A 14,348-nucleotide genomic window follows, 5' to 3' on the forward strand; every position below is an offset into this window, starting at 1 on the left:
TCAATTCGTTCGACAGATATCAAAACAATGTAGCAAAGTGCTGCCCAAAGCAGCACAATGCAAACTATTTGGAATTTTGATAACGGTCGTCTCATTTGACTGCCTTCTTTTTGTCTACGATAGCATCGATAACTGCTACTGCAGTGATGTTAACGATATCGCGCACAGAGCTTTCAAAATCGGTAAAGTGGATAGGCTTGTTCAATCCCATTTGGATAGGACCAATCAGTTCGGCATCTGTATCCATGGCCTGCAACAGTTTGTAAGCAGAGTTTGCAGAACTCAAGTTCGGGAAAATCAGTGTGTTTACGTCTTTTCCTTTCAGGCGTGTAAACGGGTACTTGGCATCACGCATTTCGCGGTTCATGGCGAAATTCACCTGCATTTCTCCGTCAATGGCAAGGTCAGGATAGTTTTGTTGCATATAATCCACTGCTTCGTGTACACTTACCGGGCTACCTTCCTTATCCGCACCGAAGTTGGAGTAACTCAACATGGCCATTACCGGTGTATGATTGAAGAAGCGGACGGTATATTCCGACAGCTTGGCAATATCGATTAGCGTTTCGGCATTGGGATGACGGTTAATCAGCGTATCGGCCAGGAAGTATGTACCTTTTTTGGAGTTCAGGATATGCATGGTGCCGAAATGCTTGTATTCCGGACGGATACCGATGACTTCCTTGGCAACCTTGATGGTATTGCTGTATTTGGTGTAAAGACCTGTGATGAAAGCGTCTGCTTCACCCGTTTCCACCATCATCATACCAAAGTAGTTACGTTCGAACATTTTGTCATTGGCTTCTTCGTAAGTGACGCCTTCGCGGGCACGTTTTTCGGATAGAATGCGGGCATAGCGTTCACGGCGCGGCGCTTCATCCGGATGACGCAGATTTACTATCTCAATACCTTCAAGGCTAAGGTCTAGTTCTTTTGCCAGCTTCTCGATAGCTTCGTCGTTGCCCAATATAATAGGATGACAGATACCTTCAGCCTTGGCTTCCACAGCAGCTTTCAGCATATTGGGGTGGATACCTTCGGCAAATACCACACGTTGCGGGTTGCGGCGGGCGGTGTCGTAGAGTTGGCGGGTCAGTTTGCTTTCGTAACCCATCAGCTCGCGCAGTTGCAGGCGGTAGGCATCCCAGTCTTCGATGTCTTTGCGGGCTACACCGCTTTCCATGGCGGCTTTGGCCACAGCGCAGGACACTTCGGTGATGAGGCGCGGGTCAACCGGTTTCGGGATGAAGTATTCGGGACCGAAGGTGAAGTTGTTTACGTGGTATGCCTCGTTCACCACATCGGGCACGGGCTGCTTGGCAAGGTTGGCAATGGCGTGCACGGCAGCAATTTTCATGGCTTCGTTGATGGCTTTTGCCTGCGTGTCGAGGGCGCCGCGGAAGATGTAGGGGAAACCGATTACATTATTAATCTGGTTAGGATAGTCGGAACGACCGGTAGACATCAGTACGTCCGGACGTGCCGCCATGGCGTCTTCGTAAGAGATTTCCGGAGTAGGGTTGGCAAGGGCAAACACGATGGGATGGTCTGCCATGCTGCGAACCATGTCCTGGGTCAACACATTACCTTTTGACAGTCCGAGGAATACATCGGCGCCTTTGATGGCTTCTGCCAGAGTATGTACATCGCGACGGTCGGTGGCAAAGTAACGTTTTTGCTCGGTCAGATTCTCGCGATCGCTGGTAATGACTCCCTTACTGTCCAGCATCAGGATATTCTCACGGCGTGCACCGAGCGCTTCATACAGTTTGGTACATGAGGTGGCGGAAGCCCCGGCACCGTTTACGACGATTTTCACTTCCTCTATCTTCTTGCCTGCCACTTCCAGGGCGTTCAGCAATCCTGCGCTGGAGATGATGGCGGTGCCGTGCTGGTCGTCGTGCATCACGGGGATGTCCAATTCTTCTTTCAGGCGGCGTTCTATTTCGAAACATTCGGGTGCTTTGATGTCTTCCAAGTTGATACCTCCGAATGTTGGGGCAATAGCCTTGACAGCTTCGATGAACTTGTCGGGGTCTTTTTCATTTACTTCGATGTCGAATACGTCGATACCGGCATAAATTTTGAACAACAGACCTTTACCCTCCATGACGGGTTTGCCGCTGAGGGCACCGATATCGCCCAGGCCGAGCACGGCGGTTCCGTTGGAGATGACAGCTACCAGATTGCCTTTTGCTGTATATTTATATGCATCTTGCGGGTTTTTCTCAATTTCGAGGCACGGTTCTGCAACGCCCGGAGAGTAGGCGAGAGAAAGATCGGTTTGTGTACTGTAAGGCTTGGTGGGTACTACTTCAATCTTACCCGGTTTGCCTTGCGAATGGTAGAGCAAGGCTGCTTCTTTGGTTATTTTAGCCATGGTAGAATAGTTAAATTGGTTATAATTTGGCTGCAAATGTAGGTATAAAAGTTCTAAATTGTAGCTCGCTGTCAATAAAATCTATTACTTTTATCAGTTAATTAGCTTAAAATGCTTATTTTTGGCATCAGATTTTAGAAATTACCCCCATTTATTAACTTAACACATGAGTTGCATGAGAATTTTGAAACTTCCTCTGGCAGGATTATTATTTTGTGTAATGGCACTATTTGCTGGATGTAAAACGAGTAATGAACCTAAGGCACCGGTTGCTCTGACCTGGGAAATGGGTGCAAGTGACATCGAACCCGGATATTATGAGAATACCTTTATTCTCAAGAATATCTCTCAAAAACCTCTAAAAAAGAACTGGACGATTTACTATTCACAGCTTCCCCGAGGGGTGAAGCAGGAAGGAGCCTCTGAAGTGAAGGTAGAGGTAGTGAACGGTAATTTTTTCAAAATGTATCCGACAGACGAATTTGCTTCGCTGGCTCCCGGTGATTCCATGCGGATTACTTTCCTTTGCACTTACAAGCTGGACCGGAACTCCCATGTACCGGAAGGAACTTATTGGGTGGAGACTGTGGATGGTAAAGAGGGCAGTCCGTTGCCCGTGGCTTTGAAGGCGCTGCCGCTTCCTTCTCCCGAGTCAATGAGCGGCTATCCGGATGCGACTAAGATTTATGAATCCAATCTTCGCTTGGCTGGTGCTCCTGCTTTGGTGCAGTCAGACATTCTTCCGTCTGTAAAGAAAGCGGTAGCCATTGAAGGCGATAATGTCGTATTGGAAGGTAAGGTAGCTTTGGCATTTCCGGAGAACTTTGCCGGTGAAGCCAAGTTGCTGAAAGAGAAACTGACTGGTTTGTATGGTTTGGAAGTTGTCGGAAATGCTTCCGTGAAGATTGTGCTGGAAGAACTGCTTGATAGGAAGGAGGCCGTAAATGATGAATATTATACTATCAATATAGGTGACAACCTGATAAAAATCAGTGCTGCCACTCCTCATGGCATTTTTAATGGTACACAGACACTTTTGTCAATGTTGAAGGGCAAGCAGACACCTTATTTGCTGGAGGCAGTCTCCATCCGGGATTATCCGGACTTGGCATATCGTGGACAAATGATAGATATTGCCCGTAATTTCACCGCTCCGGAGAACTTGAAGAAACTGGTGGATATTTTTGCATCTTATAAATTGAATGTCCTGCATTTCCATTTTTGTGATGATGAAGCCTGGCGTTTGGAGATTCCCGGTTTGGAGGAACTGACTGCTGTGGGTAGCCGTCGCGGGCATACCACTGACGAAAGCCAGTGCCTCTACCCATGTTATGACGGTGGCTATGACCCTGATGCAAAGACTGTAGGCAATGGATATTATAGCCGCGAGGAATTTATTGATTTGCTGAAGTATGCTGCCGAAAGACATGTCCGCATTGTTCCGGAAATAGAATCTCCGGGGCATGCCCGCGCTGCCATTGTCTCCATGAAGGCACGCTATAACAAATATTTTGAAACTGATCCGGGGAAAGCTACAGAATATATGTTGAGTGAACCGGAAGATACTTCACGTTATGTTTCTGTACAATATTATACGGACAATGTGATGAATGTCGCCTTGCCTTCTACTTACCGTTTTATGGAGAAGGTGATTCAGGAACTTAATGCGATGTATCAGGAAGCCGGTCTTTCACTGTACACAGTGCATTTGGGTGGTGACGAAGTGCCTCGCGGCGTGTGGATGGGCTCTCCGAAATGCCAGGAACTGATGAAGGAAAAAGGCATGACGAAAGCTCATGATTTGTCAGAGTATTTCATTACGCAAATGGCGGATGTGATGCAGAAGAACGGACTGAAATTCAGTGGTTGGCAGGAAGTTGCTTTGGGGCATACCGAAGAGGCTCATCAACAGTTGAGGGGCCAGGCTGCCGGTGTGTATTGCTGGAATACTGTACCGGGCTCTGATGAAGTGGTTTATCAGACAGCCAATAACGGTTACCCGGTCATCCTTTGCAACGTGGGCAATTTCTATATGGATATGGCTTACAATGGTCATCCGGACGAGCGTGGACTCGATTGGGGAGGTTATGTGGATGAGTCTGTCTCTTTCTCTATGCTTCCTTTCAGCATTTATCGTTCGCTGCGTGTGGATATGGCAGGCAATCCCATTGATTTGAATAATGCGGAAAAGGGGAAGACTGCTTTGACAGAGATAGGCAAGAAGCATATTATGGGTGTACAAGGGCAATTGTTTGCCGAAACTATCCGTAGTTTTGATGGCGTGGAATATCTTCTTTTCCCAAAAATATTAGGGCTGGCAGAACGTGGCTGGAATGCCCATCCGGCATGGGAAAATTTATCCGGTATACGGGAGGAGCAGGCTTTCAATCAGGCTTTGGCACTTTATTATGAGAAAATCAGCAAGAGTGAAATGCCTTATTGGGCAAAGCATGGGATTAACTTCCGCTTGCCTCAGCCGGGTTTATGGATAGAAGAGGGAAATCTGTTTGCTAATGTGGCCATTGATGGGGCTGAGATACGTTATACGACTGATGGGTCGGAACCTACTGCCCAGTCTGCTTTGTGGCAGGAGCCGGTGAAATGCGATGCTTCGGTATTGAAGGTAAAGACATTCTATCAAGGAAAGGAAAGTTTGCCGATAACGTGGCAGGTAAAATAATTGTTGTAATATTTAGGCGCGAATTACGTGGATGTAATGGACTAAATCCGTGAAATCCGCGTAATTCGCACCTAAAAAAATATCAAGAAAGTTTTAAAATTTCTATCCTTATCAAGCGTTCAGCGCTTGTTCTATATCCGCAATAATATCCTCTGCATTCTCTATACCTACCGAGAAGCGAATCAGGTCGGGGCGTACACCTGCCTCCATCAGTTGCTCGTCTGTCAACTGGCGGTGTGTATGGCTGGCTGGGTGCAGCACGCAAGTACGTGCATCGGCCACATGAGTCACGATGGCTGCCAGTTTCAGTGAATCCATAAACTTGATAGACTCTTCCCGTCCGCCCTTCAAGCCGAAGGTGACAACGCCGCAAGAGCCGTTCGGCATGTACTTCTGTGCCTGCTCGTAGTATTTGTCGCCCGGCAGACCACAATAATTCACCCAAGCCACTTTGTCGTTCTGGGCAAGATACTCGGCTACCGCTTGTGCATTCTTGCAATGTTGGGGCATACGCAGGTGCAGTGTTTCCAGACCCAGGTTCAGTAGGAATGCGTTTTGTGGAGACTGGATGCTGCCCAGGTCGCGCATCAGTTGGGCTGTAGCCTTGGTGATGTAAGCCATTTTGCCGAAGGCTTTCGTATAAGTCAGTCCGTGGTAAGACTCGTCCGGTGTGCACAGTCCGGGGAATTTGTCGGCGTGTGCATCCCAATCGAAGTTACCGCTGTCTACAATGGCTCCACCTACGCTGGTGGCATGTCCGTCCATGTATTTGGTGGTAGAGTGTACTACGATGTCGGCACCCCACTCAAACGGGCGGCAGTTGATAGGGGTAGGGAAGGTGTTGTCCACAATCAAGGGCACGCCGTGGCTGTGGGCAATGCGGGCAAACTTCTCTATATCGAGCACTTCGAGCGTAGGGTTGGAGATGGTTTCGCCGAATAGGGCCTTGGTATTGGGGCGGAAAGCAGCGGAAATTTCTTCCTCGCTGGCATCCGGGTTGACGAAAGTGACGTCGATGCCCAATTTCTTCAAAGTTACTCCGAAGAGGTTGAATGTTCCGCCATAGATGGTAGAGGAGCAAACAAAATGGTCTCCTGCCTGGCAGATATTGAAAATGGCATAGAAGTTGGCTGCTTGTCCGCTGGATGTCAGCATAGCGGCCACACCACCTTCGAGGGCGGCAATCTTGGCGGCTACAGCATCGTTCGTAGGGTTCTGCAGGCGGGTATAGAAATAGCCGCTGTCTTCAAGGTCGAACAAGCGTGCCATCTGTTCGCTGGTATCATATTTGAAAGTTGTACTTTGATAGATGGGGAGTACACGGGGCTCGCCCTTTTTAGGAGTCCATCCGGCTTGTACGCACAGCGTCTCCGGCTTGAATTGCTTTGCCATAATGTTATCTGTTTTAAAAGTTTCTTATCTATTATCGCGTAAGTTGTCGCAAAAGTAGGGAAAAAATTATAATTTTGTGCTTAAGTATGGTAAAATGCTATAAATTAGCGGCTGGAAATTTGTAGCGAACCGAATAAATGATGAATAATTGGAATATGAAACGCATATTTTGTTTACTGACCATCCTCTTTTGTACTTTGTTTGCTTTTAATGCTTCGGCTCAGGAAGAGCGGGATAGTCCGAGACGTGGAGAAGGAATCTCTGTTTTCCTGGAACGTAACAAGCGCCCGGGGAGAGCCTATTATAAGGAGTTTTTGGAGCTGAACAAGAAACTTCTTAAAGGGAAGGAGGAATTGCGGCTGGGAGTGAAGTATGTACTGCCCCCATTATCAAAGCCGGTTGGCAATGGGAAGAAGACAATCAATGAACCTTTGTTCGGGAAAGCGCTTGCCAGTGTAAAAGTGACATCCAACCGTTTGCAGGGCGCTTGTTTTTATGTAGTGAGCGGGCATGGAGGCCCCGACCCCGGAGCTATCGGCAGAATCGGCAAAATAGAACTGCATGAAGATGAGTATGCGTATGATGTGGCTTTGCGCCTTGCCCGTAACTTGATGCAAGAGGGGGCGGAAGTCCGTATCATTATCCAGGATGCTAAAGACGGAATCCGTGATGACAAGTACCTTTCCAACAGCAAACGTGAGACGTGCATGGGAGCTCCCATACCCTTGAACCAAGTGGCACGTCTCCGGCAACGTTGCGCCAAAATCAATGAGTTTTACAAGAAGGACCGCAAGAACTATAAATATTGCCGTGCCATTTTTCTTCATGTGGACAGTCGCAGTAAGAGCCATCAGACCGATGTGTTCTTTTACCACTCTAAAAGCAAGCCCGACAGCAAGCGTCTGGCTAAGACCATGAAGAAAACTTTCGAATCGAAATATGACAAGCACCAGCCCAACCGTGGGTTTACCGGAACTGTCAGCGCACGCAATCTTTATGTGTTAGCCAATACTTCTCCCGCTTCCGTATTCGTGGAATTGGGAAATATCCAGAACACTTTTGACCAGCGCCGTTTTGTAATCAGTTCGAACCGCCAGGCCTTGGCCAAGTGGATGATGGAGGGTTTCATCACGGATTATAAAAAGGCGAAATAAGGACAATCAACTCTCACTCTCCTTTTTCTTTTCGTGTACCACCACGACTGTAACGGCCGTTATTATCAGCGCCATGCCGATGGCGCTGGCCGGTGTGAAGCTTTCATTGAATATCAGGCAACCGATAACTACGGCTGTCAGAGGTTCCAAGGCCCCGAAAATGGAAGTCAGTGTAGGCCCTATGTATTTAATGGCTTTTACCAGGGTGATGTTGGATATAGCTGTTGCCGGCAGCGCCAGTCCGAGAATATTCAGCCATGTGTAGGTATCATTGGCCAGCCGGATGCCTCCGGTCAGATATCCTCCTATAATAAAGAACAAGGCTCCCAGCCCCATTACGTAGCATGTCAATGCAGTGGAGGGAATCTGCACGGCACGGCTCTTCCTTACTCCTACGATATATCCTCCATAAAAGAATACGGACAGACCGGCAGCAATCAGCCCGATGGTCGTGTTTCCTCCTTCAAAGTCTATTTTGCCGGATGACAAAAGTCCAGCTCCGCTTAGTGACACCAACACGGCAAACAGAATGGCGAATGACCTCTTTTCTCCGAAAAAGCCCATCATGGCCAGTGCCACGGCCAGCGGATACATGAAATGAATGGTGGATGCCACTCCGCTGGCTATGTTCTGATAGGCGATGACCAGACTGAAGGAGGTAGCTGCCCGGAGCAGGCTGAGGATGAACACCGTTCCCCAGTCTTTCCTGCTGATGCGGAATGTCTCGCCCAGCATAATGCCGAAAACGACCAAGGTAAGTGAAGCTATTCCCCATCGGTAGGCCAATACTTCGAAAGAGGAGAAGCCCGCAAGGAGTAATGAAATGGTGAAGAAAGGAGCTAGCCCGAAGGTGGCAGAGGAGAGAGCCGCATATATAAACCCTTTTATGGAAACATTTTGCATCTTTTATCTTGATTTTAATGGAGATTTTAAAATTATCTGTTTGCGTCAATTGCTTGATTCGCATTGCGTCGTGCAAAATTAATGAATAAAAACAAGCATACAGACAAGGGAGTGTCCCTTTTTTACAATACAGTATAGATATGGGTATCTAATATAGTATCGACCGGCTTGCCTGATATTTATTCGTTCCATCATGAGGTAAAAATCATTCCACCGCGGAGTAAAAATCGTTCCACCATGGTGGAACGATTTTTACTCCATGGAGGAACGAATACTTGTTCGCTGTCCGGCTCCTAAACTCTTCCGGGGAGAAAGTCTGATGGCTCCGGCAGAACAGTTTGCCTACTCTACCGGAATATAAATTTCTGTCAACAGTTCCTCCGGTGCCGTATCTGCGGGGTTATTCAGGTAACGTTCCGCACTGGACTCATCCCGTAAGCTACATTCCATTTCGGGGATATACTTCCCGTAGATGGTATCGTATACGGCCTGCAGATGTTCGTATGGACCTTTGTATAGGAATATGGCATAGCGGCCTGCAGCGAGCTGTTTAAATCCTATGTCTCCTTTGGCCGTTGCAAATGAGGGTAGGACCATACATACATCGGTACGCAGCTTTTCAGGGGGTGTCACTTTGGGGTCATCGTGATAGATGCAGTAGGGCATCACTTCTCCCATAGGCAGTTTTTCTTCCTGGATGAACTGGCAAAGGCGCGTCCATGCGCTGCAATAGTCGTTCAGTTTATAGTCGCCAAAGAGGCGGATGTAAATCACATTGCGGGCAGGAACTTCTTTGATTTCGTGTTTCAGTTCCAGTTCCGGACGAATAATAGCTGGTTTCATAATTACAAAGTTTTTATTGTTACGATACTCTAATGGTGAAATGCCGTATAACTGCTTGAATACTTTTGACAGTGACGAGGGCGAAGAGTAGCCTATACGGTAGGCTATGTCCGCTATCGGCATGTCCGAGTAACGAAGCAACCGGGCAGCGGCTTCGGTACGCGTCCGGACAATGAACGTACCGACGGGTTCACCCAGAAAAGCTTTCATGATGCGGTGGAAGTAGAAGGGAGAGAAATGGGAAATCCTGGCCAAAGATTTCAGGTCAATTTCTTCTCCGAGGTGCAGATTTATATAATCCACTACTGCGTTCACACACTTTTGGTATTCCTCCTGGGTTGTCTTTTTCTGCTGCATGGCTCTATTGGGCTTTTTCATGTTGCAAAAATAGGAGGAAAAGAAATAGGTTACTTGTCCGATGTTGCTATAAATGCAATATCTTTAAATAAGATAAGCTATATCCCGGCACAACTTTTTCGTGCAAGCATGAAAGTTTTGCATTCGATTTGCAATATCTTTGCATTTCAGATGAAAAAACAAATGCTTGCAGATGACCGAGGAGATTAAAAGACAACTTTGGGAGTGGGCGGCGGCCTATCATTGCGCCGGCTTCATTCAGAACGACCCCGTACAGTTTCCACATCGCTATGAACGGAAGCAGGATATTGAAATCAGTGGGCTGCTGACTGCCATCATGAGTTTCGGCAACCGTAAACAGATATTGAAAAAGGCTGAAGAGTTGCATAGGTTGATGGGGGTATCACCTCATCAATACGTGTTGTCCTGCCGATGGAAGAATGACTTTCCTGCTGCGGACAGAAGCAGTTTTTACCGGATGCTTTCTTATGCTGACTTTCATTCCTATTTCAGACGTTTGCATGCAGCTTATTCTGCTTTTGACAGTCTGGAGGATGCCTTATGTACGTATACCGGTAATCCGATGGAAAGGTTATGTGCATTTTTGGAAGTCTCGGCGAAGAGTCCCCAAAAGAAACTGAACATGTTTTTGCGCTGGATGATAAGGAAAGGTCCGGAAGTGGATTTTGGTATTTGGGAGAGATTTGATTGCAGGGACTTGATTGTGCCTTTGGACACGCATGTCTGCCGTGTGGCCTATGCTTTGGGACTCACCGAGACAGAAACATTTTCTTTGAAGAATGCCCGCCGGATTACTGAAGCTCTGGCAGAGGCCTTTCCGGACGACCCGTGCCTGGGGGACTTTGCTTTGTTTGGAAGCGGAGTCAGCGGAGTATTGTAGCGTGTTACCAGTCAATTTCTTGTATCCCTCTGCTCCGTAAGAAATCGTTGGCTTTACTGAAGTGCCTGCAACCGAAGAATCCGTATTCGGCAGAACGTGGGGACGGATGGACGGTAGTCAGAATCAAGTGTCTGCTGCTATTGATTAAAGCGGCTTTCTCTTTGGCGTACGCCCCCCAAAGCATGAATACAAGATTCTCCCGTTCATCACTCAGTTTCTTGATAACAGCGTCTGTGAAGGTTTCCCATCCCATGTTCCGGTGCGAGCCGGTTTCGTGGGCACGTACTGTGAGGACGGAATTCATAGGAAACACGCCTTGCGCTACCCAACGGTCCAGATTTCCGGAAGTCGGAATGGGCTTTCCCAAGTCCTGATGTATTTCCTTGAATATGTTTGCCAGAGAACCGGGAATGGCTATTCCTTTCGGTACGGAAAAGCAGACTCCATAATACTGACCGGGATTAGGATAAGGGTCTTGTCCGAGTATGACGACTTTCACTTTCTCGAACGGGCAAGAGTTGAAGACGTGGAAAATCTGATGGCCGGGAGGCAGCACGTTGGCATGCCCGTATTCACTTTTTACAAATGCTACCAGCTTCTCAAAATAAGGTTTGTCAAACTCCTCTTGCAGGTGTTTTCTCCAGCTTTCTTCTATTTTTACGTTCATAAGAGTCTTGCAGTTACATATGAATAGGAAACGATGTTGCAAAAATACAAATAATCCGGATGAGGCGGATGCATTTACGAGTATAAAGAATGTTTTAATTATCGTATGAAACGATAGTTATTTTGAGTAAGTTTATTACTTTTGTGGTGCAATGCCGGACACTAAGCATAGAGTCGCCATTGCTGAGGTTGAACTGATTGGTAAAATAAAGGAATGGAAAATTTTCATCGTATGGATGCTTGTCCGGTACGGGATGTACTGAGCAGGTTGGGAGACAAATGGACAATGCTTGTGCTGGTCACACTGAAAGCGAATGGAACGATGCGCTTTTGCGATATACAGAAAACCATAGGGGATATTTCCCAGCGGATGCTGACGGTTACATTGCGCTCATTGGAGACGGACGGGCTGATTGTCAGGAAAGTCTATGCGGAAGTTCCTCCCCGTGTGGAGTATAACCTTACAGAAACCGGATGTAGCCTGATGCCGCATATTGAATCTTTGGTAGGATGGGCATTGGAGCATATGAATGATATTTTGAATCGGCGCAGTCTGCAGAACTGATGGGTCGATATGCAAAGAGGGTGTGTCGAAACTGGTATTCACCACAGATTACACAGATTTGCACAGATAAGCATCTTTGATTATCAGTAGATTAAGCTCATTCTGTGTTAATCCGTGTAATCTGTGGTGAATTTTGACACACCCCTTCAGAAGTTTCCAAGTGCTTGTTTTATTTCTTAGCATCGGCAAAATTGTGAACCTTGTTTTTCAGATTGTCAGCTTTCTCTGCGGCCTCATGGGCCTCATGGGCCATCTTGTCTGCTACTTTGGTGCCAACGTGCAATGCTTCTTCTTCAGCAGTGTTGATGAACTCCTTGGCTTCGCCATTTGCTTTGTGGATGGCACGGCATATGGCATCTTCCAGCTTTTTAGCTTTCTCCGTACGGGAGAAGTGGTAGGCCAATGCACCGGCAACCGAACCTATTCCCAGTCCGATCCAGAAATTAGAATCTTTACATTTCATAATCAAGTCAGTTTTTAATAGTTAAAGTTAGAATCAATTCTGATGAGACAACATACTAGCCAAAGATTGGTTCATCCGGCGGGAAAGGAATTAATAACAATTTACTTTTGTTGGTGGAGAGATTTATTCTGCTTAAATTTGTGCATTCTTAATATACATATTTATGCTGATTACCCTTATTATCCTTGTTCTCTCCGCTGCCTTTTTTGTAGCAGGCAAAGTCCGTTCGGACATTGTGGCGCTTTGTGCGCTGATTGGTTTATTGATATTTCAGATTCTTACTCCTGAAGAGGCCCTTTCCGGCTTCTCCAACTCGGTGGTGATTATGATGGTGGGCTTGTTCGTTGTGGGCGGCGCCATTTTTCAGACCGGGCTGGCTAAAATGATAAGTTCGCGCATTTTAAAGCTGGCGGGCAAGAGCGAACTGAAACTCTTCTTGCTGGTGATGCTGGTTACCTCTGCCATTGGTGCTTTTGTGAGCAATACGGGAACGGTGGCTTTGATGCTGCCTATCGTGGTGAGCTTGGCACTGAGTGCCGGAATGAATCCTAGCCGTCTATTGATGCCTTTGGCTTTTGCCAGCAGCATGGGCGGTATGATGACACTTATCGGTACGCCTCCTAACTTGGTCATTCAGAATACATTGACGGGAGCGGGCTTTGAACCGCTGTCTTTCTTCTCCTTTTTGCCGGTGGGCATTGTGTGCGTGATAGTGGGAACTTTGGTTTTAATGCCTCTGACCAAATGGTTTCTCTCCAAGAAAGGTAAAAAGAATGACGGAACATTGTCGGGCAAATCATTGGACCAACTGGTACAGGAGTACGGACTTTCCAGCAATCTGTTCCGTTTGAGGGCTGTCAATGACTCCCGTCTGATAGGAAAAACCATCATAGACCTGGATGTACGCCGCAAGTATGGTCTGAATATCATTGAAGTACGGCGTGTAGACTCTTCCCAACATAGATTCCTGAAAACCATTACCCAGAAATTGGCATCGCCCGATACGACCATTTGGGTGGGCGACGTGCTTTACATTACGGGAGAGGTGTCGAACGTAAATCGTTTTGCTGAAGACTTTTTAATGGAAATGCTCGACGGGCATACCACTGAAGAAGCCTCCAAAGCCGACAAGTCCCTTGACTTTTATGACATCGGAATCGCCGAAATCGTGTTGATGCCCTCTTCCAATATTGTGAACCGGACGGTGAAGGAAGCAGGGTTCCGTGATAAATTTAATGTAAATGTATTGGGCATCCGTCGTAAGAAGGAATATATATTACGTGAATTGGGACGTGAGCGTATGCATAGTGGCGATGTTTTGCTGGTGCAGGGTGCGTGGCAGGACATCGCACGGATAAGCAGGGAAGATTCCGATTGGGTGGTATTGGGGCAGCCTTTGGCAGAAGCCGCCAAAGTGACGCTGGATTATAAAGCGCCCATAGCTGCCGCTATCATGGTGCTGATGGTTGCCATGATGGTCTTCGACTTTATTCCCGTGGCCCCGGTGACAGCGGTGATGATTGCCGGCTTGCTGATGGTGCTGACGGGATGTTTCAGGAATGTGGAAGCCGCCTATAAAACGATAAACTGGGAAACGATTGTGCTCTTTGCAGCCATGCTCCCCATGTCTCTTGCACTCGAAAAAACCGGTGCCTCGGAATATATATCCAACAGTCTTGTGAGCGGATTGGGTAGTTATGGTCCTATTGTGTTGATGGCAGGTATCTATTTCACCACTTCATTGATGACCATGTTCATCAGCAATACGGTGACGGCAGTGCTGATGGCCCCTATTGCTCTTCAAAGTGCGGTTCAGATTGGAGTAAGTCCCGTTCCGTTCTTGTTTGCCGTGACGGTTGCGGCAAGCATGTGTTTCGCTTCTCCATTCTCTACACCGCCCAATGCACTGGTGATGCCGGCAGGACAATATACATTCATGGATTATATAAAAGTGGGGCTCCCGTTGCAGATTATTATGGGAGTGGTGATGGTATTTGTGTTGCCGTTGCTGTTTCCTTTTTAATAAAGTATATGACCACTTCAT

11 protein-coding genes are annotated in these 14,348 nt (G+C 47.2%); 5 read left to right on the forward strand and 6 right to left on the reverse strand.

Going from position 1 to position 14,348, the window contains the following annotated elements; genetic code table 11:
* Nucleotides 1-91: 91 nt before the first annotated feature.
* Complete coding sequence (locus DW947_RS05830; RefSeq protein WP_098031953.1) at nt 92-2,380, reverse strand: NADP-dependent malic enzyme; 2,289 nt, start codon at nt 2,378-2,380, stop codon at nt 92-94.
* A gap of 175 nt (nt 2,381-2,555) precedes the next feature.
* On the opposite strand from DW947_RS05830, the gene DW947_RS05835 reads away from it, so the two are divergent.
* A complete protein-coding gene (locus DW947_RS05835; RefSeq protein ID WP_119958470.1) occupies nt 2,556-5,060 on the forward strand; it encodes a family 20 glycosylhydrolase in 2,505 nt (834 codons plus the stop codon).
* Nucleotides 5,061-5,171: 111 nt separating this feature from the next.
* Here DW947_RS05835 and DW947_RS05840 read toward each other — a convergent pair whose 3' ends face one another.
* Nucleotides 5,172-6,452, reverse strand: coding sequence for an O-acetylhomoserine aminocarboxypropyltransferase/cysteine synthase family protein (locus tag DW947_RS05840; RefSeq protein WP_005826957.1), 1,281 nt, complete (start codon nt 6,450-6,452; stop codon nt 5,172-5,174).
* A gap of 137 nt (nt 6,453-6,589) precedes the next feature.
* On the opposite strand from DW947_RS05840, the gene DW947_RS05845 reads away from it, so the two are divergent.
* On the forward strand, nt 6,590-7,606 hold the full coding sequence (locus DW947_RS05845) for an N-acetylmuramoyl-L-alanine amidase (protein WP_008665171.1): 1,017 nt from the start codon (nt 6,590-6,592) through the stop codon (nt 7,604-7,606).
* A 6-nt stretch (nt 7,607-7,612) separates the two neighbouring features.
* Here DW947_RS05845 and DW947_RS05850 read toward each other — a convergent pair whose 3' ends face one another.
* Both DW947_RS05850 and DW947_RS05855 read right to left on the reverse strand, forming a co-directional pair.
* On the reverse strand, nt 7,613-8,509 hold the full coding sequence (locus DW947_RS05850; RefSeq protein ID WP_016272951.1) for a DMT family transporter: 897 nt from the start codon (nt 8,507-8,509) through the stop codon (nt 7,613-7,615).
* 342 nt (nt 8,510-8,851) lie between these two features.
* Complete coding sequence (locus DW947_RS05855) at nt 8,852-9,709, reverse strand: GyrI-like domain-containing protein (protein ID WP_016272950.1); 858 nt, start codon at nt 9,707-9,709, stop codon at nt 8,852-8,854.
* Nucleotides 9,710-9,902: 193 nt separating this feature from the next.
* Here DW947_RS05855 and DW947_RS05865 point away from each other — a divergent pair, with 193 nt between their 5' ends.
* A complete protein-coding gene (locus DW947_RS05865; RefSeq protein ID WP_016272949.1) occupies nt 9,903-10,610 on the forward strand; it encodes a TIGR02757 family protein in 708 nt (235 codons plus the stop codon).
* Nucleotides 10,611-10,614: 4 nt separating this feature from the next.
* Here the strand turns inward: DW947_RS05865 and ung are convergent, their stop codons facing one another.
* The gene (gene ung / locus DW947_RS05870; protein ID WP_016272948.1) at nt 10,615-11,277 is read right to left on the reverse strand and encodes a uracil-DNA glycosylase; all 663 of its coding nucleotides are present in this window, start codon (nt 11,275-11,277) and stop codon (nt 10,615-10,617) included.
* Nucleotides 11,278-11,490: 213 nt separating this feature from the next.
* On the opposite strand from ung, the gene DW947_RS05875 reads away from it, so the two are divergent.
* Entirely contained in the window at nt 11,491-11,841 is a 351-nt protein-coding gene (locus DW947_RS05875) for a winged helix-turn-helix transcriptional regulator (RefSeq protein WP_009038044.1), read from the forward strand.
* A gap of 169 nt (nt 11,842-12,010) precedes the next feature.
* On the opposite strand, the gene DW947_RS05880 is transcribed toward DW947_RS05875, so the two are convergent.
* On the reverse strand, nt 12,011-12,304 hold the full coding sequence (locus DW947_RS05880; RefSeq protein ID WP_005826938.1) for a YtxH domain-containing protein: 294 nt from the start codon (nt 12,302-12,304) through the stop codon (nt 12,011-12,013).
* Nucleotides 12,305-12,467: 163 nt separating this feature from the next.
* Here DW947_RS05880 and DW947_RS05885 point away from each other — a divergent pair, with 163 nt between their 5' ends.
* The gene (locus tag DW947_RS05885) at nt 12,468-14,327 is read left to right on the forward strand and encodes an SLC13 family permease (protein ID WP_005826934.1); all 1,860 of its coding nucleotides are present in this window, start codon (nt 12,468-12,470) and stop codon (nt 14,325-14,327) included.
* Nucleotides 14,328-14,348 lie beyond the last annotated feature (21 nt).

It is taken from the genome of Bacteroides sp. AM44-19 (assembly GCF_003603395.1).
In the GTDB taxonomy this organism is placed as follows: Bacteria; Bacteroidota; Bacteroidia; order Bacteroidales; family Bacteroidaceae; genus Bacteroides; species Bacteroides uniformis.

Coding starts and splice junctions, on each gene's coding strand:
- DW947_RS05835 (WP_119958470.1), top strand. CDS start 2,556: ATGAGAATTTTGAAACTTCCTCTGGCAGGATTATTATTTTGTGTAATG.
- DW947_RS05865 (WP_016272949.1), top strand. CDS start 9,903: ATGACCGAGGAGATTAAAAGACAACTTTGGGAGTGGGCGGCGGCCTAT.
- DW947_RS05880 (WP_005826938.1), bottom strand. CDS start 12,304: ATGAAATGTAAAGATTCTAATTTCTGGATCGGACTGGGAATAGGTTCG.
- DW947_RS05845 (WP_008665171.1), top strand. CDS start 6,590: ATGATGAATAATTGGAATATGAAACGCATATTTTGTTTACTGACCATC.
- DW947_RS05885 (WP_005826934.1), top strand. CDS start 12,468: ATGCTGATTACCCTTATTATCCTTGTTCTCTCCGCTGCCTTTTTTGTA.
- DW947_RS05875 (WP_009038044.1), top strand. CDS start 11,491: ATGGAAAATTTTCATCGTATGGATGCTTGTCCGGTACGGGATGTACTG.
- DW947_RS05830 (WP_098031953.1), bottom strand. CDS start 2,380: ATGGCTAAAATAACCAAAGAAGCAGCCTTGCTCTACCATTCGCAAGGC.
- DW947_RS05855 (WP_016272950.1), bottom strand. CDS start 9,709: ATGCAGCAGAAAAAGACAACCCAGGAGGAATACCAAAAGTGTGTGAAC.
- ung (WP_016272948.1), bottom strand. CDS start 11,277: ATGAACGTAAAAATAGAAGAAAGCTGGAGAAAACACCTGCAAGAGGAG.
- DW947_RS05840 (WP_005826957.1), bottom strand. CDS start 6,452: ATGGCAAAGCAATTCAAGCCGGAGACGCTGTGCGTACAAGCCGGATGG.
- DW947_RS05850 (WP_016272951.1), bottom strand. CDS start 8,509: ATGCAAAATGTTTCCATAAAAGGGTTTATATATGCGGCTCTCTCCTCT.